Here is a 19,007-nt window from a genome sequence, read left to right on the forward strand (position 1 = left end):
ACATACCGGGCGTCTCTAGCCTCCCTTTTCGTGCCCGCAGCCACCGGAGGTGTGATCATGAGTGCTCCATCGCGCTGGGCGACGCTGGGCGTCGTCGCGGCGATGACCGCGTCCTTATCCGTCGTCGCCGGCCCTGCTCCGGCCGGCGCGTCCGCGATCTCGCCGCCGTCGCTGGTCGGCGGCGACGTCCACCCCTATCCGGGTGCGGCCGAGATCCTGGAGGCGCAGAACGTCCGGCTCATCTCCGGCGACGGCCACATCGTGCTGGCCGACTGCGCCACGCCGCCAGAGGGCGACATCGGCCTGCTGAGAATCTGGACGACGGACGAGGCCATCGGCTCCGACGGCATCGGCCGGGTGTGCTTCCGCGTCACCGGGCCGACCGGCGTACTGAACCTCGAAGTCCCCGGCGTGTACGAGATCCGCGGCGACGGCCAGCGCGAGGGCACCGGCCACGAGGTGACCGCGAAGCTGCGCAGCGACGAGGGCGAGCAGCTCACCATCGACGTGGACCCCCACGGCAGCACGCAGGTGGGCCTGGGCGCCGACCCGGAGGCGTCGCCGACCATGCTGCTGCAGCTCAGGACCGGAACCGCGCCCGCGCCCGTCACCGGCGAGCAGGCGGCGATCGGCAGGCTCTCCACGCAGGGCCGCGAGTGCACCGCGACGCTGGTCGCGCCGCGCTGGGTGATCAGCGCCGCGAGCTGCTTCGCCGCCGATCCGAACGACCCTCAGCTCACCGAGAGCCCGCCGGCCGCGACGACCCACGTCACGCTGCCCGGCAGGGACGCCGCCGAGGTCGACTGGCTGAGCCCGAGGCCCGGCCGCGACGTGGTGCTCGCCCGGCTGGCCGCCCCGATCAACGGGGTCACCGTGATCCCGCCGGCCAGCACCGCGCCCACCGCCGCGCCCACCGGCGCCGAGCTGACCGCCGTCGGCCACGGCCGTACCGCGACGGACGGGGACTGGACCACCGACCGGCAGCACAGCGTTCCTGTCACGTTCACCGAGGCGACCGCGACGACCCTGACCACCGCGTCGGGACCGCTGGTGTGCGGCGGCATGGCCGGCGCGCCCGTGCTGCACGACGGCGGGCTCGTCGCCGTGCTCAGCCAGGCGGGCCAGGCCGGCTGCCCCGATACGGAGGGGAACGGCAGCGCGCTCACCGCCGCGCGTACCGACGACCTCGGGACCTGGGGCACCGCCGTCACCGGGGACGCGGACCACACCTGGTCCCTGGCCGACCCGCCCCCGGCCGCCGCTTCAGGCTCCCCTGTGGGCACGGTCGCCGACAGCGCCTTCACCGGGACCGGCCGCCCGCTGACCGCCACCGCCGGCGCGACCTGGACGACCGGCGACACCTACAGCCCGGCCGTGCGGCTGAACGGCGCCGCGACCCTCGCCGCCGCCGGCCCCGCAGTCGCCACGAACGCCGACTTCAGCATCAGCGCCCGCGCCAAGCCCGGCACCGGCGGCACCGTCCTCTCCCAGGACGGCACCAGGACCGCCGGCTTCAAGCTCTGGGTGGAGAACGACGCCTGGCACTTCGCCATGAGCAGGTCCGACGTGGCGAGCCCCGTCTGGGACACCGTCAGCGCGCCCACCGGCAGCGCCCCCGCGGGCGCCTGGTCGCAGGCCACCGTGACGTACCAGGCCGCCACCGGCGTCATGGTCCTCTGGGTGGACGGCAGGAACGTGGCCGGCATGCGCCACACCGCGAAGTGGGAGGCGACCGGCGCGCTGCGCGCGGGCGCGCACAAGACCGGCGCCACGAGCCTCGGCGGCCACTTCGACGGCGTGCTGTCCACGCTCAAGGCGTGGAACAGGCCCGCGCTCACCCCCGAGCGCAACACCCACGACTTCGACGGGGACGGCCGCAACGACGTCATCATCACCGACGGCAACGGTGACCTGTGGATGTATCCGAACTGGGGCGGTTCGGGGATGAACACCGTCAGCGGCGCCGACCGGGTGAAGATCGGCACCGGATGGGGCTCCCTGAGGTGGATCGTCACCGATTGGGAGGCCGACGGCCTGGCCGACGTCGCCATGATCGACGCGGACGGCGAGATGTGGTTGTACCCCAATGAGGGCGGGAAGCTGTCCTCCGCCCGCCGCAAGCTGATCGGCACCGGCTGGGGCGGCTACACGCACGGCGCGGGCAACGCCGACGACTCCCCGCACGCCGACCTGTTCGGCATCAAGAAGTCGGACGGCAAGCTGTACTACTACCCGAACGGCGGCGGCAAGACCCAGATCGGCAACAGCGGCTGGTCCGCCCACCGCCTCTTCCCCGCCGACTTCACCGGGGACGGCCGCGCCGACGTCATGGCCATCGACGGCAAGGGCGAGCTCTGGTTCTACGCCAACACCAGCGCGAACGGCGTCACCCTCGCCGCCCGCAGCCAGTCCGGCACCGGGTGGAGCAGCTACAAGCCCGTGGCCATGGACCTGAGCGGTGACGGCAGGACCGACCTGGTCGCCGTCGACGGCAAGGGCACGCTGTGGGTCTATCCCGGCAGGGACGACGGCCGCTTCGGCGCCCGCTACCAGATCGGCGTCAACTGGCGGATCACGGCCATCGGCTGACCTCGTACGGAGGAGGCGGCCCACGCACGGCGGGCCGCCTCCTTCACTGCTCTCGCCGACCAGCCTGCCCGGTCACACCCGCTGAGGTGTCAGGATGTCCGCGTGGCGGCAGGCCAGGCGCTTCACCACGCACCAGCCGGTGTCCCTGGCCGGCTCGCGGGTGCCCGTGTCGAGGGCGGTCAGCCGCAGGTGGCTCGCGCTGTCCAGGGTGGCCGGCATCCGGCGGCTGGTGACGATCACCGCGCAGCGTGTGCCCGCGGGGATGAGCGGCCGTACCTGGTCGGCGTCGAGCGCGTTGTCGAGGACGACCAGCAGGTTGCGCGCCGAGGTCAGCGAGCGGTAGCGGGCCGCGGCCTCCTCCAGCGCCGGCGGCACGGCTGCGCCGTCCAGCCCGAGCGAGCGCAGCAACCGGCACAGGACCTCGTACGGCCCCACCGACCGGGTGGTGGCGCGGAGGTCGACGTAGATGACGCCGTCCGTGAACAGGTCGGCCACCGCGTGCGCCACGTGGATCGCCAGGGTGGACTTGCCCACGCCGCGCGGCCCGTGCACCGCCGCGACGGCGGGCAGCCCCGGCTGGGCGAAGGTGAGGGTGTCGCGCAGGCAGGCGGCCTCGGCGGTGCGCCCGATGAAGGTGCGGACATCCGGGGGCAGCTCGGCGGGAACCACGCGGCCGGGCGGGTGCCCGGGCGCCCCGGCCGCCGGCCGGGGTAGGGCTGGTCCGGCGGGTCCGGCCGGCGGCACTCGCCGGCGTGGCAGGTCCAGCGCCGGGTCCCGGTGGAGTACGGCCTGGTGCAGGCGGCGCAGCGCGGGACCCGGTTCGATGCCGAGCTCGTCGGACAGCGCCCGGCGGGTCTCCCGGTAGACCTCCAGCGCCTCGGACGTCCGCGAGGCGCGGTACAGCGCCAGCATGAGCTGGGCGCGCGGCCGTTCGCGCAGCGGATGGGCCTCGACGTGGGCGGTGAGCGCGGACACGACCTCGTGGTGCTGCCCCGCCGCCAGCCGTACGTCGACGTGCTCCTCCACCGCGGCCAGATGCTCCGTCTCCAGGCGGGCGGACTCGGCCTGCGCCCAGGCGTCGGTCATGCCGGCCAGCGCGTCGCCCCGCCACAGGCCCAGCGCCTGGTGGTAGAGCCGGTCGGCGGCGGCGAGGTCGCCGCGCCGGTGGGCGGCGCGCGCCTGGCGGGTCAGCTGGGTGAAGCGGTGGACGTCGACGGACTCGCGCGGCAGGTCGAGCCGGTAGCCGCCGGGCACGGTCACGATGACCTCGGGCAGCAGCGCCTCCCGCAGCTTGGACACCACGATGTGCAGTTGCTTGCCGGCCGTCGTCGCCGCGCTGTCGCCCCAGATCTGCCCCCGCAGACGCTCGGCCGAAACGGTATGCCCGGCGTTCAGCGCCAGTTGCGTCAGCACGGCGACCCGCCGCTTGCCGGTCAGTACGGCGGGCTCGCCGTCGGCCAGGACCTCCCACGGCCCCAGAACGTTGATCTCCAGCCCCATCAGAGCCCCCTGTTCATACTGGAGGGAAGGTGTGGATCTCTGTGTGCCAGGGGGAAGCGCGCGCATGACTCCACAGGTCCGGACCGCCGCTCCCCCATGCGGCGGCGACCCGCACGGCCACCACCTTAGGGACGTGTCGGGCGGGGTACTGTCCGGCGAACGCCCTACACCTTGTCGTTCAGCTCGGCGAGCGTGATGAGCCCGTCGTCGAGCGCCCGGCTGACCAGGTCACTCTTGGTACGGGCGGCGCGCCCCACGCTCGCGTACTTGACGCGGACCCGCGTGATGTAGGTGTCGACGGTCTTGACGCCGATGTTGAGCTTGGCCGCGACCAGCTCCTTCGAGGAGGAGACGAACCACGCCCGCAGCACCTCCGCCTCCCGCTGCGACAGCCGCGGCCGCTCGGCGGAGGTGTCGGCGATGAACGCCCCGGACAGCGACGGCGTCGTGTACGCCTCGCCGCGCGCGGCGGCCTGGATGGCCGGCACCAGGTGCTCGGGCCCCTCCCGCTTGGTCAGGTACGCCAGCGCGCCCAGATCGACGCACTTGATGGCGATGCTGTCCTCGATGTGCTGGGAGTACACGACCACCCGCCGGCCGCTGTCCACCAGCCGGCGCAGCTCCCCGAAGTCGGGCATGCCGGGCACCAGCTCCAGATCGAAGATCACGACGTCGGCGTCGGCGCCCGGCCCCGTCCAGACGTCGGCGAGCCGGTCGCCCGCGTCGATGAGCCGGATCGGCGGCACGGCGGCGGCGCACCAGACGCCGACCCCCACGGCGATGGCCGCGTGGTCGTCCACGATGACGGCGGTGATCACGCGGTCGTCGGCTGCCATGTGGCCTCCATCCAGATCAGGTCACCGTGCCGCAGGGCTTCGACGAGGACGCCGTCCGACGCGGGCCGCGGCGCGGCCACCTCGTCACCGTCGGCGACGACGCTGACCGACACCTGGTCGTCGCCGCCGACCACGGTGACCCGGGCCCGCGACGAGGCCGTGGCGAGGACGGTCAGGACGGCCTCGGTGAGGTCGCGGCGTACGGCCACGGGCGGAACCGGCCACGAGCCCCGCGCGTCCAGCTCGACCGCGACCCCCTTGCGGTCCGCCACGTCGGCGCAGTGCCGCAGCTCGTGCCAGAGGGGGTCGGCGACGGAGTCGGCCTCGGCGAACAGCCGGCGCATGCGGGCCGCCTCGATCGCGCAGCGCCGCCGCACGCCGGGGTCCCCGGGGTCGAGCGAGCCGCCGGCCAGCCCTTCGAGCAGCGGCACCGTGCTCGCCGACAGTTCGTCGTAGCGGGCCAGCCTGAGCCGGTGCGCCTGCGCGGTGGCCTCCTCGGCGACGCGGACCCGTTCGGCCTCCGCGTGCGCGTCCGCCGCGACCTGGCCGAGCCGCCGGACGATCGCCGCCATCACCGCGAGGCACAGCGGGAACCCCACCACGCTCACCGACCCGGTGGCGAACCTGGCCAGCGCCGCCTGCGTCGGCACGCCGAACAGCAGCAGGTTGAGCAGCGCGGTCGCCTCGTGGGCCAGCAGGAACGCCAGGCAGGACCGCAGCGGCCGGTCGAGCAGGACGACCACGCCCACCCAGTTCGCGGCGCCGAACACCCAGTCGACCGAGGACAGGTTGGCCCGGTGCGGCATGGTCGCGTACGACAGGATCGTCGCGCCCATGACAACGGCGACGGCGGGCGCCCTGAGCCGGTCCCACGAGCGCCCGCGCAGGAACAGGGCCACTTCGCCGGCCAGCACGACCGCGAGCGCCGCCATGGCGCCGAACTGGGCCAGCGCGTACTCGTGGCGGTCGAGGTCGCGCAGCAGGTTGGACAGGCCGAGACCCAGGACGATCGCCGAGGCGGCGAGCAGCGTCGCGACGCGCAGGCCGTGGCGTAACGCGCCCTCGATCAGGTCAGCCATCATCGGAGCGCCACTCCAGACGTACCAGGGTGCCTTCGCCGGGCGCCGAGGTGATCGTGGCCGTGCCGCCGATGCGGGCCAGCCGGCCGCGTACGGACTCGCGCAGGCCGTACCTGGTGGCCGGGACCGCGTCCGGATCGAAGCCCGCCCCCTGGTCGGCGATGTCGAGACGCAGCTCGCGGGCGTCGCCGGTGAGCCGGATCGTGGCCCGGGTGACGCCCGCGTGCCGGCGGACGTTGGTGAGCGCCTCCCCCGCCGCGTCGGCGAGGGCGCGCGCGGCCTCGTACGGCAGCGGCAGCTCGCCTGGCCCGTCGAACTCCACGGTCAGGGGCACGGCGTCGAGGCCGGCGCGGAGCATCGTCACGAGGTCGGCGCGCGAGGCGGCCGCGCCTTCGCCGTGGGAGCTTCTGAGCCTTTCCAGGTCCCTGCGGGCCTGGACGGGCAGCCAGGGGGCGTCGGAGCGTACCTGGCCGACGCCGACCATCAGCAGGGTCGTCGCCGCCGTGTCGTGCAGGGAGGCGGCGAACTCGCGCTCCTCGGCGCGGACGGCCGCGGCCACCAGCGACGCGCCGCGTACCCGTGCCGCCTCAGCCACGGCGAGGTCGGCGCGGCGGGCGGAGCGGCGTACCAAGGTCCAGGCCAGGCGGGAGAGCGCGGCGGCGGCCGGCGTCCACAGCAGGCCCATGATCAGGTCGCCGTCCGCGGCGCCGGTGACGGCGACGGCGGCCGCCAGCCCGCCCGAGGTCAGCAGGGCCGCGGCGACGCCCACCGGCGCCGTCGTGTGCCACTGGCAGGTGACGCACATGAACAGCACCAGCAGCCGCAGCCACCCGGTGTTGGTGTCCGCGATCGCGTCCGTCCACCAGACCGACGCCGACAGGCCCAGCAGGACGGCGACGTCGAGCGCCACGAGCGCCTCGCCCCTGCCCCAGGTGAGCCATCCGGCGTACGCGCAGGTCCACGCCGCCGCGACGGCGACCACGGCGACGGTGGCGGGCAGGTTCTCCGGCGCGGCGCGGAACAGCGCGATCGCGCAGATCGGCGCCGCCGTGGCCAGCCGGACGACGGCCGCGTACCGGCGCCCGAAGCGACGCAGCAACGCCGCCGCCTGCGTCACGCGTGCCACCTCGCTCCCGCCGATCCGGTACGGACGAAAGCCTAACCACCAACCTGGCCACCGCAGGCGTCAAGCGGCGATCCCGAAGGAGATCAGCCGGCGGCGCGGTCCCCGACCGGGCGGCGGCGCAGGGCGGCGTCGGTCAGCGGGGCGGGGCTCCAAAGGCCGACCGGGTGGTAGACGTTCGTGCCGGGCGGCACCAGCTCGTCGATCCGGTCGAGCACGGCGTCGTCGAGCACCAGCGAGGCGCCCTTCAGCAGGCCCTCCAGCTGCTCCATCGTACGCGGCCCGAGGATGACCGAGGTGACCGCCGGGTGCGCGGCGGCGAAGGCGATCGCCAGCTCGGGCAGCGTGCGGCCGAGCTCGTCCGCCAGCTTCACCAGCTCTTCGACGACCTCCAGCTTGGCCGCGTTGACCGGGATGGACGGGTCGAACCGCTGCGGCGCCCGCGCGGCGCGGCCCCGCGACAGGTCGATCTCCTGCCCCTTGCGGTAGCGGCCGGTCAGGAAACCCCAGCCCAGCGGGCTGTAGGTGAGCACGCCCATGCCGAGCCGCTGCGCCGTCGGCAGCACGTCCCCCTCGATGCCGCGGGCCAGGATGTTGTACGGCGGCTGCTCGGTGCGGAACCGGTACAGCCCGCGCTGCCTGGCCACGTGGTACGCCTCGACCGTCTCGTGCGCGGGGAAGGCCGAGCTGCCGAAGGCGCGGATCTTGCCCTGGCGTACGAGGTCGGTCAGCGCGCCCAGGGTCTCCTCGATGTCCGTCCTGTGGTCGGGACGGTGGATCTGGTACAGGTCGATCCAGTCCGTGCCGAGCCGCCGCAGGCTCGCCTCCACCTCGCGGACGATCCACCGCCGCGAGTTGCCGCCCCTGTTGGGCCCCTCCCCCATCGGGAAGTGCACCTTCGTCGCCAGCACCACGTCGTCCCGCCGGCCGCGCAGCGCCTTGCCCACGATCTCCTCGGACTCGCCCGCCGAGTACATGTCGGCGGTGTCGACGAAGTTGATGCCGTGGTCGAGCGCTCTGTGGATGATGCGGATGCTGTCGTCGTGGTCGGGGTTGCCGGCCGCGCCGAACATCATCGTGCCGAGGCAGTAGGCACTGACCTCCATGCCGGTGCCGCCGAGAATGCGATATCTCATACTTCGCGACCGTAGATCTTAGAGCCGACTCTAAGTCAAACTGACGGGATGTCAGGTCTGAGCATCGGCCAGGTCGCCGAGCGCACCGGTCTCAGCACTCACACGTTGCGCTTCTACGAGCGCGAGGGACTGCTGGCCCAGCCGGTACGCCGGGGCAGCGCCGGGCACCGCGTCTACAGCGAGGACGACGTCGACTGGCTGGGCGTCTGCATCCGGCTGCGGGCCTCCGGCATGCCCCTGACCGACATCCGGCGCTACACCGAGCTGGTCAGGGCGGGCCAGGGCAACGAGGCGGAGCGGCTGGAGGTGCTCCGCCGGCATCGGGAACGGGTGCTCGCGCGGATGCACGAGCTGGACGAGTGCCTCGAGCTGATCACTCACAAGGTCGGCGTGTACGAGAGCCGCCTCGGGCTGCGGGACGACGTCGTGGAGTGCGTTCAGTAGATGCGGTACTTCTTGCCGCAGTTGTCGAACTTCCCGGCCCAGCAGGTGAACGTGTAGACCTTCTTGATCCCGTGCCCGCTCCACGTGCCGACGACCTTGCCGTCCCACGCCTTGTTGAACTTCGTCCAGTGACCGTTCTGGTACACCTCGAACCAGACCCAGCCCTTCTTCCCGCCCCGCTTGTCCACCCCGTACCACTTCGTGAACACCTTGCCACCCGACTGCCACGTCTTACCGAACGTGTACGCCTTGTGGTCGCTGGAGAACACCTTCCCCCACGACGTCCCCGTCGAAGCCTGAGCCGGCGCCGTCATCGCCAGACCGGTGACAGCCATCGAACCGGCAAGAGCAGCGATCGCCAGAGTCTTACGCATGTCGGGTTCCTCCCCGTCGTCGGTGTGATCCGTTGACAGGGACATTACGGAGACCCACGCAGATCAACTGTGGACGAATGCACACAACGAACGTGATCGGCGCCACATGGATCCCCGACCCCCACAGATCCCTCGCGGCGGCCCGTCACACCTGCTCCAGCCAGTCCCACAACTCCTCCTCGCGCGCGGCGTCGTAGGACTCGGCGGACGACCGCGCGACCCTGTCGCGGTGGACGTAGGAGCCGGTGGGGGCGTGGGTGCGGCCGAGCACGACGTCCGCGAGCCTGCCGCCCGCGGCTCGCGGAGTGTCGACGAGCGGGGTGACCAGGAGCAACGGGACGATCCACGTCATGACGAGCTGAAGGGTGCGTCCGGCGTCCCTGGCGAGGCCGGTGCCCGACACCAGGCTCGGGTTGTAGGAGACGATGTCGATGCCGTCGGGCAGCCTGCGGGCCCACTCGTGCACCAGGTGGATGCCGCCGAGCTTGCTGGTGGTGTACGCGCGGCGGCCCGCCCTGATGCGGGCGGGACGGTCGAAGGCGCCGGGCCTGGAGACGATCTCGGGGCCCGCCCAGTGCGGCGCCGGCATCGTGCCGCCCGTGTGGCGCAGGTCGCCGAAGTGGGCGTCGCTGACCGTGACGACGATGCGGGCCGGCTTCCTGAGGTGCGCGTGCAGCCGTCTGAGCAGTACGTGGGTGGCGATGACGTTGACCGCGAAGGTCAGCTCGTAGCCGTCGGCGCTCGTCGTGAGGGCGTTGGAGAGGTGCACTCCGGCGTTGCAGACGACGCCGTGCAGCGGGGGCAGCTCTCCCGCGTCGAGGAGGCCCTCCACCCGCGCGGCCGCCGCCTCGACGCTCGGTATGGGGGCGCGGACCTGCCGGCGCCCGTGGTCTGCGACCGACTGTGGCGGGACGCGGGGCGTACGAGGAAGACCGCGTCGTGCCTGGTACCGGCAGAGCCACCCACCCGGGCCCCCGGCCGGACACAATGGACAGATGCCGAAAAACGACCGGGCGGACTTCGGGGAGTTCCTGCGCGGCCGGCGCGCCGCGATGACGCCCCCGGACCGGCCCGGCATCGGACGGACCTCCCACCGGAGGGTCCCGGGGCTACGGCGCCAGGAGCTCTCCGAGCTCGCCGGCATCTCCGTCGACTACTACACCCGCCTCGAACAGGGCCGGGCACCGCGCCCCTCCCGCGAGATCCTGGCGGCACTGGCGCGCGCCTTCGCACTGTCCGCCGCCGAACGAGACATTTGTACCGGCTGGCCGGCGAACCCCCGCCCGAGGCGCACACCCCCGACACCGAGATCCGCCCAGGACTCCAGCGGCTGCTCCGCCGCCTCGACGACACCCTGCCGATCACCGTCCACGACGGGCGCCTCGACCTGCTGGCCCGCAACGCCGCCGCCGCGGCCCTCTTCGGCCCGTTGCCGGCCGGCGGCCGCTACGCCCGCAATATCGTCCACCAGTGCTTCACCGCCACCACCGCGCTGTGCGAGGTGCTCGGCGACGCGGGCACCGAACACCTCACCCGAGTGGCCAGGGCCGAGCTCCGCTCGGCACTGGGCCGCTACCCGGCCGACGACTACCTCCAGTCCCTGTTCACCGAGCTGTGGACCACCAGCACCACCTTCCGCACCGCCTGGGCCCGCGGCGAAGTGGGCGCCCTCCGCTCAGCCGCGAAACGCGTACACCACCCGACCAGGGGCTGGCTCGACTTCGACATCGAGCTACTGCACGATCCGGAGAGCGACCACTGGATCATGCTCTACAACCCCCGCGAAACCGCCTGACAGCCCCGCCCGGCAGTTCGACGCTCAACTCACCCTGCCGGCCGGGCCCGGGCCTCCGGGCGAGCGATCATGATGAGCGGCAGGTGGTCGGCCGCACTCCTCCCGAAATCTCGGAAGAAGAAGCCTCCATCAGGAGGAGATACGACCTTCCCTGATGCTGACCTATCGTTTCACGTTGTTCTCGTCTCCTTCGCTGAAGGCTCGATATGTGGCGACTATGGCGGCGATCACGGCGGCGAGGGCGCCCGCGACAATGACCAAAGTGGGGTCGATGACAGCAAGAGCGATCAGCGCAGCTCCGGCGACCAGGAGAAGCACGGCCAAGGTTCTGCGGAAATTTCCACGCATGGCGATGCTCGCCTTTCTCATAGGGGTTTGACGAGCCCTCAGTGAAACGCAGCCGCGGGTGGGGCGCCAGGCTTCGGGTGCGGATGGGACGCATCAAGTCAAGCCCTTGCCGATTTGGGTGCTCGTGGATTGGGGCGAACCTCCGTGGGGACGCTTCGGGACGAAGTATCGTAAGGTCGGGAGTCAATCTGAGACTAAATGAGACGCTGGGCCCAGGGTCGCGGAGGCTCGTCCGCCGGTTGCCGGTCGCTACGATCGAGGCCCGCCATCCGCATGGCCGTCCCATGCCGCACTACGAGGGAAGGAGTTGTGCTCGTGCTATGTGCGAAAATGAAGCGAGCGACGACTTAAGCGCCATCAAGACCTGGGCGGAGGCCTATGCCCTGCTGAGTGCGATACGGGCGACAAAAACCCGGCAGAGTCTGCGCAACTTGCATGAGAATATGGTCCGCGGAAACCGGGGCAAGGAGCTTTCTGCGGCCAGCGTCGTCAGCACGTCCACGCTGCAGAGGTTGTTCAAGGAAAAGCGAAAGCCCAAGACCTGTCATCTCATCGGCATTCTTTATGCGCTGGACGTGCCGCGTGAGCAGTGGGCCGCCTGGCGCGATCTCGTCAAGCGCCTGGAGACGGCCAGGCGGGGTGACCAGGACGCCGAGACGACGTGCCTGCGGGCCGAGGTGGAGAGCCTGCGGAGCCGGTTGGAGTGCGCGGAGAAGGAGGCGCAGGAGCTGCGGGAGGAGTTCCGCGGGTTGCGGGACACGTGCGAGTCGCAGCTGCGGGAGGCGAAGGAGGCGTTCCTCAGGGCGACGGCCGGAACCGTGGCCGCCACGACGTTCGGCCTTGCGAAGGCACAGACGCTGCGGCCCGGGCATCACGACTTCGAGAGCAGCAGCTTCGCCAAGTCGCGGGTCCGTCCCTACGTCTCGGACCGGCCTCAGGCGGAAACCCGCAGCCGGGTCACCGAGCCGCCGGGCGCGGACGCGGATGAGGCGCCGTCACCGGGCTGACGGCCCCGCCGGGCAATGAGCCGGCGGGGCCGTCAGCAGCGGCCGTGAGCAGCGGCCGTGAGCAGCGGCCGTGGCGGGGCCCCGGCACGGGTCAATCCAGCCAGCGACCGGTGCCGTGGACAGTGACCTCCAGGAGTTCTGATGGGTTGTCCGGGTTCGGGTAATAGATGACCATGGTGGTGCCCGCCGGGAGCAGCAGTTTGACGGCCTGGATGCAGCCGGCCACCTCCTGCCGCCGCGCGTCCGGTCCCGCGCCTTCGATCGGGACCGCGTCGCACACCCCGCCGGGGTTGTTCATCACCAGCCGCAGCGTGTTGTCCTGCAGCGCCACCTCCTTGGTGGCGACCCGGTACGCGAGCCGCGTCTCCAGATGCAGGGCGGGCGGCGGGACTGGGACGCCGAACTCCCGCCGGTACAGCAGGTCGAGCCGCTGTTCCAGGGCTCGCAGGTCGTCGTGGAGCCCGCTCTCGACGGTGTAGTTCGCCCACGCGCCGAGGTCGTCGGCCGGGGGCAGGGTCGCGATCGGCAGGCCGTTCGCGTCGAGCACGCGTCCCGACGAGTCGACGATGTAGCCCTGGTTGTTGAGCTGCTTGATCGTCCGGCTCACGTCCTTGAGCTGCTCGGCGGTCTCCGCGTACGGGCAGTCACCGCCGTCCCTGACGCACCCGACGGGCAGGATGCGCAGCAGCGACATCGCGAGGTCGGTCTCGTAGATCGCCGAGATGACCGCGCGGTCGAGGATGTTCTCCTGCAGGTACATGGTGCCCAGGACCGAGTTGTACTCGGCGAAGCGCAGGTCCGGGTCGACCATCGACTCGACGAAGCTCCCCTTCCACTGGCTCGAGTACTCGTTCCAGTTGGGGTCCTCGGTCAGGTCCATGACTCCGGCGATGCAGTCCCTGAACTTCTTGGTCGCGCCGCCGAGGCTGCTCTGGGGCGCCTTCTTGCACTTGCCCACGATGCTCCACTGGGACATGGCGTTGAGCAGGTCCAGCGCGGTCAGGCCCATGTACTCCTCGGCGAGCCGGTGGGTCTCGCTCTCCCGGTCGGAGATCCCGCGCTTCGCCCACGAGAACAGCGGGCTCATGACGACCGACAGGCACGCGTCGAGCGCCTTGCCGACGAACTGCTTCCTGCAGGCGTCGGCGCGCTCACCGGCGTAGCCGGCCGGGTCGTTGAGCGGCCCCTTGGGGTCGTCGAGCAGGTCCTCCACGTACTGGTTGCAGTCGTTGTACGTGGGCAGGCCGTTCTCCGGCCCCCACTTGCAGTGCCCGTACCACTCGGCCTTGATCGTGTCGAGCTTCTCCTTGGCCTCGTCCCGGTAGTGCTCGAACACCTCGGCGGCGATGCGGGCCGCCTCCGAGGCGCTGTTGCCCGCCCGGATCTGCGCGTCGTACGCGGTGTCGTACGCGGCGAACGCCCTGGCCGCGTCCTGCGCCGCCGAGACGGCCGACGCGCGCGCCCAGCGGGCGGAGAGCGAGGCCCGCCCGGCCGACTCCTGCGCCTGCTTGGTCGCGGCGGCGGCGGTGCGGACGGCCTGCGCGGCGCGTTCCGCCGACCGGGCGGCGTCCTGCGCGGCGGCCACGGCGTTGGTCGCGTGTTCGCGTGCCCGGCCGGCCGCCTGGGTCGCGGCGGTCGAGTAGCCGATGGCCTCTTCCGCCGCCCCGCGCGCCTGCGCGGCGGCGGCCTGCGCGGTGCGCGCGAAGTCGACCGCCTGCTCCGCGATCTTCGAGGTCTCGATCATCAGGGAGGTGGCCACGAAGTTGTGGGTCGCGGTCGCGTGGTCGCGCTGCGCCGCACGGTGCCGCTCCACCTCCAGGAACTCGACCTGCATCGCGGTCGTGCCGGCCAGCGCCACCCTGGCGCCGTTGCGCACCTCGGTGCCGTTGGCGTCGTCGCCCGCGATGGCGGCGACCTTGGCGCGGACGTCGATCGCGTGCGCGGTGTTGTACGTCACGTCGAGGAACGTGCGCAGCGCATCCGGGTCCTCGGAGCGCAGGGCGGTGTTCGCCGCCTCCGCGGTGTCCGTGTCGCCGGCCTCGACGGCTTCCCCGCGGATCCGGCCGACCCGCACCCGGTCCTCGGCGTCGCGCTCGGGATAGTCCGGGTCCTCCAGGAACGCGACGACGTCACGCCACCCGCCGGCGAGTGCCCGCTCGGCGGCGGCCCTCATGGCGGGGCTGCGCGTGACCGAGAGCCCGGTCAGCGTCGTACGGTCGTCCTGCTCCTCGGCGGCGGCGAGCCCGCTCCTGACGAACTCGACGACGCGGGCGTCGTCGTCCTCACCGAGCGCGGCCATGGCGGCGGAGCTGGTCCACGAGCCCGGCACCGTCGCGAAATAGCGGGCCACCTGCCGCGCCTTGCCGGCCGCCACCGCGAGGCCGGCGCCCTCCGAGGCGCCCTCCGCTGTGGCTTCCGCTGTGGCTTCCGCGATCAGCGCGTCGATCTCCGGCGTGTGATAGCGCTTCATCGGTACGTCGAAGCCGCGGGCGTCCTGCAGCCTGGCCTTGGCCGCCTGCTCGGTGACGTGCCGGGCGAAGGACAGCTCCAGCTCGTACTCGCTCCTGATGCGTTCCTCGTCCGCCTCGCGCGCCGCCTTGTAGACGTCCTGGGCCGTCTCGGCGGCGTCCAGCGCGTCCTCGGCTGCCTTGAAGGCGTTGTTCGCGTGCTCGGTCGCCAGCTCGGCGGCGTTGACGGCGGAGCCCGCGTGGCTCGCCGCGCTCGCGGCCGCGCGCGCCGACTGCTCCGCGTACGACACCGCGCGGGTCGCCGCGTCGCGTGCCTTGCCGGCCGCGTCCTGGGCGACGTTCGCGTGGCGTACGGTCTCGGCGGTGGCGGCCTTCGCCCGTTCCGCGTCGGCCCTGGCCCGGGACGCCGCCGCGAGCGCGGCCTTCGCTTCGGCGCTGGACACCCCCGCGTGCTGGGCGGCCGCCTCGGCCGCGCGGCCGGCCGCCTCGGTGTTGGCCCGTGCCGAGTTCGCGGCGGCGACCGCGGCGTGCGCCTGCCGGGTGACGTCGATGATCTGGTCGATGGGCGACATCCAGGCCGTGAGCGCCGGGCCGACCTGCTGCATCGCCCGGTTGTACGCCTCCGCGTCGGCCGCGGCCTCCGCGTCCAGCTCCGCCCTGGCGGCGGCCGCCCACGCCTCGTCGGACTTGGTGTGCGCCCGCGCCGCCGCGGTCGCCGCGCGTCCCGCCGCACCGGCCGCCATGCGGGCCGCTTCCGCCGCCGACCGCGCGGCCTGGACGGCGACGCGCGAGGCCGCGGCGGCACGATCGGCGGCGTCGGCCGCCCGCCGCGCCTGCTTCCTCGCCTCCGCCGACTCCCGTCCGGCCAGCGAGGCGAGCCGCTCGGCCTCCTCCGCCTCGGCCTTGGCGGCCGCGGCCTCGGCCTTGGCGCGCTCGGCCTGCGCCACCGCGGAGACCGCCTCGAACGCGGCCCGCCTGGTCGCCTCCGTGGCGCTGGTGCGCAGGTCGTTCAGCGTCTGGTTCTCGTCGTCCCTGGCCTGGGCCACGCCCCAGTCGATCTGGACGAACCGTTCCTGCATCTCCAGGCTGCCGTCCTGCAGCGCCCTGTTCGCCGCCGCCTGCACCTCCGGGCCGCCCTCGGCCATGGCGCGGTTGACGACGGCCCGCAGGTCGATCCGGTACGGCAGCCGCCACCCCGTCTCGATGAACTCCCCCATCGCGCCGCGCGAGCCGTTGCGCAGCACCGCGTTGGCGGCGGCTTTGACCTCGGGACCGCCCACCGCCTTCATCTTGTTCACGCTGGCCCGCAGGTCGATCTCGCGGGCCAGCTCCCATCCGCCGTCGAGGAACGCCGCCACCGCGCCCGGCTGCTCAGAGCGCAGGGCGGCGTTGGCGGCGGCGGCCACCTCGGGACCGCCGAGCGCCTTGACGCGGCCGACCTGCTCGCGATCGTCGAAGGCGGCGAGCCTGGGCAGCTCGGCGAGGAAGGCGCAGACGGCCGCCCTGTCGCCGAGCAGCGCCTGCTCCGCCTTCGGGCGGACGTTCAGCCCGCCCGTCACCCAGGCTTCCAGCACCACCTGCCGCTCGCAGACCGGCTCCTGCGGCGGGTCAGCCGATGCGGCGCGGGCCTGCCCGATCGGGGCGACCGACGTGAGCACCAGGCCGGTGACCAGGGCGGTCCGTCCTAAGAATCTTCTGCATAACGCATTCATCGCCGTCTCCTTGAAAAGAGGGCCGGCCGGACACCCTGGTCCGGCCGGCCGGGTGCTCCGTTCCGGCCGGCCGGCCGGGTGCTCCGTTCCGGCCGGCCGGGTGCTCAGCGAACGACCCGCAGTTCGAGGAGGGTCTCGCGGCAGTTGTCCGGGAAGTCGGGGTGACTCTCGTCGCAGAGGGGGTCCGTACGCCCGAACTGCTCGCTCTCGTCCGCCTCGACGCGCTTGGTGCGCTCCGTGCCGGTCGCCAGGTGCCGCACGGTCGCGTCCACGTCGTGGCCGGCTCCTGGTGCGCGGCTGTCGCCCTGGACCTCCTGGACGTTCGGGATGCGCAGCTTCACGTACCCGCCCGGCGACAGGATCTTGAAGCACACCGCCGTCACGCCGAGATACGGCTCGCCGACCTGGCCCTCGCCGTTGATCAGGCCCGGGAAGACCTTGAGCGTGCCGACCCCGTCCTCCGACGGCGTGCTGCACGAGACCCAGATGATCCCGCCGTTGCCGGACAGCAGCTCGAAGTTCTTCGCCTCGGCCGCGGCCGTGCCCCAGTCGGTCTGGCCGGACGTGCCGCCGTAGTCGTGGCGGAAGGTCGCCGGGTAGGCGAAACGCTCCAGGATGGAGTCGGGCCGGTGCACGGGGTACGCGACGATGTTGCGCGGTATCAGGTAGCCGTTGCTGCGGCTGACGATCCAGGCGATCCTGCTGGCCGGCCGGTAGAGGAAGAGCTGGTTCTGCGTGCCCCAGCCGAGGCCGTCCAAGGCGATGATCCGGTCCGCGGGGCTCTCCAGCGCGTACCCGCCGATGCCCGCCGAGCTGTGGAAGACGGCTCTGAACGAGCTGCCCGCTTCATGCGCGAGGATCCAGGCCGTACGCGAGCCCGGGCGGTAGAGCAGCAGGTGGTCCAGCTTGCCCGAACCGTCGTAGTCGTAGGCGATGATCCGGTCGGCCGAGCTCTTCAGGTCGTAGCCGCCGATGCCGGTCGAGCTGTGGAACACCGCCCTGAACGAGGCCCCCGAGCCGCGCTCCAGGATCCACGCGATCTCCACACCCGGGCGATGGAGCACGAGGTGGTCGAGCTTGCCCGAATGGTCGTAGTCGAAGGCGATGATCCGGTCGCGGTCGTCCCTCAGGTCGTAGCCGCCGATCCCCGTGGTGGAGGTGAAGACCGGCGTGAAAGCACCGCCCGCGCCCCGCTTGACGATCGTGACCAGCTGCGCCCCCGGCCGGTACAGCAGCAGGTGGTCCTGCTTGCCCGTCCCCTCGTAGTCGAAGGCCACCACCTGGTCGCGGGCGTCCTTCAGGGTGAACCCGCCGATGCCGTCGTGGGTCGAGGTGAAGACCGGCGTGAACGTGGTGCCGCTGCCGTGCTTGAGTATGTGGATCGTGCCGACGCCCGGCCGGTACACCACGAGATGGTCCAGCTTGCCCGTCCCCTCGTAGTCGAAGGGGACGATCCGGTCGGCCGCGTTCTTCAGGTCGTAGCCGCCGATGCCCGTCGTGGAGGTGAAGACCGGCGCCCAGGCGCCCTCCGCGCCCCGCTTGACGATCCTGGCCAGCTCCCCGCCCGGCCGGTAGAACAGCAGGTGGTCCTGCTTGCCCGAGTGGTCGTAGTCGAAGGCCACCGCCTGGTCCCTGGCGTCATTGAAGTCGTAGCCGGCGAACCCTTCCGACCCGTGCTCGAACGCCCGCATCGTCTCGGTGGGCTCCCGCGCGGTCGTCCGCACCCAGTTCGCCAGGCCGTCCGTCCGCTGCGCCTCGCCGCCGCGTCCCCCGTCGGCGGCCGCGCCCAGGCAGCCGCCCTGCCCGGCGCCGATGGCGAGACCGACGAGCTCAGGGCCGCTCCCGCCCGTCCTGATCATCGGCGCGCCCGCGTCGCCCTGGCAGGCGCTCACGTCGGCGCCGTTCGCCCCGCTCCAGCCGAACGACTCCGCCCCCACGGCTCCGATCGCGACGGGCGCGGTGTGCAGCCGGTCGGGCGCCCACTCTCCCGCGGTCCGCCCGTAGCCGGCGAGCTGCAGCACGTCCCCCGCGACGGGGGCGGAGCCGATCGCGACGGGCGGCACGTCGACCACCCGCAACGCCAGCCTGACCAGCACGAGGTCGAGGCCGTCGTGGGGATGGACCCAGGTCGCGGGCAGCACCCGCGCGCCCGTGCCGGTGCGGCCCGTGCCGGTGAGCGTCACCGTCGTCGGCAGGGGCGGCGCGCCGGTCCTGACGGACCCGCCCTCGGGCGTGAAGCACGTGGCCGCGGTGAGCACCCAGTGCGGACTGATCAGGGCGCCGCTGCAGGAGTGCAGCTCGCCGACCTCGACCTTCGCGACGAAGCCCCACGCGCCGTCGGAGGGCTGTCCGCCGCCCCGCACCCCGTGGGCCGGCGTCGCGACGGCGCAGAGTGCGAGCGCGAGGGCTGTGATGGGTAATAACCGGATTAATCGCTGGAGGTTCACGCCACGATTCTGGAAGTCGCTCTCCTGCCGAACCAGGGCACTGACCGGCCATGGACCGGACATTTCGCTGCCCCCACGCGCTATAGGGACCGTCTATAGGAACCGTCTATAGGGGCCAACGACATTTCCTCTTTGCTTCTCGTTCTTTT

General features: G+C 72.4%; 14 protein-coding genes and 1 pseudogene. 5 read left to right on the plus strand and 10 right to left on the minus strand.

Annotation, left to right across the window (positions count from 1 at the left end):
* The first annotated feature begins 57 nt into the window (after nucleotides 1–57).
* Nucleotides 58–2,589, plus strand: a complete 2,532-nt coding sequence (locus ACFFR3_RS18110; protein ID WP_345390769.1) for an FG-GAP-like repeat-containing protein — start codon at nucleotides 58–60, stop codon at nucleotides 2,587–2,589.
* 72 nt (nucleotides 2,590–2,661) lie between these two features.
* Here ACFFR3_RS18110 and ACFFR3_RS18115 read toward each other — a convergent pair whose 3' ends face one another.
* The 5 genes from ACFFR3_RS18115 to ACFFR3_RS18135 form a co-directional block, all read right to left on the minus strand.
* On the minus strand, nucleotides 2,662–4,089 hold the full coding sequence (locus tag ACFFR3_RS18115) for an AfsR/SARP family transcriptional regulator (RefSeq protein WP_379483475.1): 1,428 nt from the start codon (nucleotides 4,087–4,089) through the stop codon (nucleotides 2,662–2,664).
* A 164-nt stretch (nucleotides 4,090–4,253) separates the two neighbouring features.
* Nucleotides 4,254–4,925, minus strand: a complete 672-nt coding sequence (locus ACFFR3_RS18120) for a response regulator (protein WP_364377245.1) — start codon at nucleotides 4,923–4,925, stop codon at nucleotides 4,254–4,256.
* A complete protein-coding gene (locus tag ACFFR3_RS18125) occupies nucleotides 4,904–6,007 on the minus strand; it encodes a hypothetical protein (protein ID WP_345390778.1) in 1,104 nt (367 codons plus the stop codon). Before ACFFR3_RS18125 ends, ACFFR3_RS18120 begins: the two co-directional genes overlap by 22 nt.
* Complete coding sequence (locus ACFFR3_RS18130; protein ID WP_345390781.1) at nucleotides 5,997–7,121, minus strand: sensor histidine kinase; 1,125 nt, start codon at nucleotides 7,119–7,121, stop codon at nucleotides 5,997–5,999. Before ACFFR3_RS18130 ends, ACFFR3_RS18125 begins: the two co-directional genes overlap by 11 nt.
* 92 nt (nucleotides 7,122–7,213) lie before the next feature.
* Nucleotides 7,214–8,263 (minus strand): aldo/keto reductase, encoded by a 1,050-nt coding sequence (locus tag ACFFR3_RS18135; RefSeq protein WP_379483476.1) that lies wholly within the window; start codon nucleotides 8,261–8,263, stop codon nucleotides 7,214–7,216.
* A gap of 48 nt (nucleotides 8,264–8,311) precedes the next feature.
* On the opposite strand from ACFFR3_RS18135, the gene ACFFR3_RS18140 reads away from it, so the two are divergent.
* A complete protein-coding gene (locus tag ACFFR3_RS18140) occupies nucleotides 8,312–8,707 on the plus strand; it encodes a MerR family transcriptional regulator (RefSeq protein WP_345390787.1) in 396 nt (131 codons plus the stop codon).
* Here ACFFR3_RS18140 and ACFFR3_RS18145 read toward each other — a convergent pair.
* Together ACFFR3_RS18145 and ACFFR3_RS18150 are read right to left on the minus strand one after the other, a co-directional pair.
* Nucleotides 8,701–9,081: a hypothetical protein gene (locus ACFFR3_RS18145; protein ID WP_345390790.1), complete on the minus strand. Its 381-nt coding sequence runs from the start codon at nucleotides 9,079–9,081 to the stop codon at nucleotides 8,701–8,703. The genes ACFFR3_RS18140 and ACFFR3_RS18145 overlap by 7 nt on opposite strands.
* 145 nt (nucleotides 9,082–9,226) lie before the next feature.
* A complete protein-coding gene (locus tag ACFFR3_RS18150) occupies nucleotides 9,227–9,913 on the minus strand; it encodes a Rossmann-fold NAD(P)-binding domain-containing protein (RefSeq protein ID WP_379483477.1) in 687 nt (228 codons plus the stop codon).
* A 220-nt stretch (nucleotides 9,914–10,133) separates the two neighbouring features.
* On the opposite strand from ACFFR3_RS18150, the pseudogene ACFFR3_RS18155 reads away from it, so the two are divergent.
* Nucleotides 10,134–10,274 (plus strand): annotated as a pseudogene (locus ACFFR3_RS18155) (helix-turn-helix domain-containing protein); the annotation flags it as partial.
* A 62-nt stretch (nucleotides 10,275–10,336) separates the two neighbouring features.
* Nucleotides 10,337–10,876, plus strand: coding sequence for an MmyB family transcriptional regulator (locus tag ACFFR3_RS18160; RefSeq protein WP_379483478.1), 540 nt, complete (start codon nucleotides 10,337–10,339; stop codon nucleotides 10,874–10,876).
* Nucleotides 10,877–11,038: 162 nt separating this feature from the next.
* On the opposite strand, the gene ACFFR3_RS18165 is transcribed toward ACFFR3_RS18160, so the two are convergent.
* Nucleotides 11,039–11,245 (minus strand): hypothetical protein, encoded by a 207-nt coding sequence (locus ACFFR3_RS18165; RefSeq protein WP_364377258.1) that lies wholly within the window; start codon nucleotides 11,243–11,245, stop codon nucleotides 11,039–11,041.
* Between the two features lie 299 nt (nucleotides 11,246–11,544).
* Between ACFFR3_RS18165 and ACFFR3_RS18170 the strand changes: the two genes are divergently transcribed.
* A complete protein-coding gene (locus tag ACFFR3_RS18170) occupies nucleotides 11,545–12,231 on the plus strand; it encodes a hypothetical protein (protein WP_379483479.1) in 687 nt (228 codons plus the stop codon).
* Nucleotides 12,232–12,322: 91 nt separating this feature from the next.
* Here ACFFR3_RS18170 and ACFFR3_RS18175 read toward each other — a convergent pair whose 3' ends face one another.
* Nucleotides 12,323–16,411: a hypothetical protein gene (locus ACFFR3_RS18175; RefSeq protein ID WP_379483480.1), complete on the minus strand. Its 4,089-nt coding sequence runs from the start codon at nucleotides 16,409–16,411 to the stop codon at nucleotides 12,323–12,325.
* Nucleotides 16,412–16,515: 104 nt separating this feature from the next.
* The gene (locus ACFFR3_RS18180) at nucleotides 16,516–18,858 is read right to left on the minus strand and encodes a S1 family peptidase (protein WP_379483481.1); all 2,343 of its coding nucleotides are present in this window, start codon (nucleotides 18,856–18,858) and stop codon (nucleotides 16,516–16,518) included.
* Between the last annotated feature and the right edge of the window lie 149 nt (nucleotides 18,859–19,007).

It is taken from the genome of Nonomuraea salmonea, from assembly GCF_042428605.1.
GTDB lineage: Bacteria > Actinomycetota > Actinomycetes > Streptosporangiales > Streptosporangiaceae > Nonomuraea > Nonomuraea salmonea.

Coding starts and splice junctions, on each gene's coding strand:
- ACFFR3_RS18110 (WP_345390769.1), top strand. CDS start 58: ATGAGTGCTCCATCGCGCTGGGCGACGCTGGGCGTCGTCGCGGCGATG.
- ACFFR3_RS18115 (WP_379483475.1), bottom strand. CDS start 4,089: ATGGGGCTGGAGATCAACGTTCTGGGGCCGTGGGAGGTCCTGGCCGAC.
- ACFFR3_RS18120 (WP_364377245.1), bottom strand. CDS start 4,925: ATGGCAGCCGACGACCGCGTGATCACCGCCGTCATCGTGGACGACCAC.
- ACFFR3_RS18125 (WP_345390778.1), bottom strand. CDS start 6,007: ATGATGGCTGACCTGATCGAGGGCGCGTTACGCCACGGCCTGCGCGTC.
- ACFFR3_RS18135 (WP_379483476.1), bottom strand. CDS start 8,263: ATGAGATATCGCATTCTCGGCGGCACCGGCATGGAGGTCAGTGCCTAC.
- ACFFR3_RS18140 (WP_345390787.1), top strand. CDS start 8,312: ATGTCAGGTCTGAGCATCGGCCAGGTCGCCGAGCGCACCGGTCTCAGC.
- ACFFR3_RS18145 (WP_345390790.1), bottom strand. CDS start 9,081: ATGCGTAAGACTCTGGCGATCGCTGCTCTTGCCGGTTCGATGGCTGTC.
- ACFFR3_RS18165 (WP_364377258.1), bottom strand. CDS start 11,245: ATGAGAAAGGCGAGCATCGCCATGCGTGGAAATTTCCGCAGAACCTTG.
- ACFFR3_RS18170 (WP_379483479.1), top strand. CDS start 11,545: ATGTGCGAAAATGAAGCGAGCGACGACTTAAGCGCCATCAAGACCTGG.
- ACFFR3_RS18175 (WP_379483480.1), bottom strand. CDS start 16,411: ATGAATGCGTTATGCAGAAGATTCTTAGGACGGACCGCCCTGGTCACC.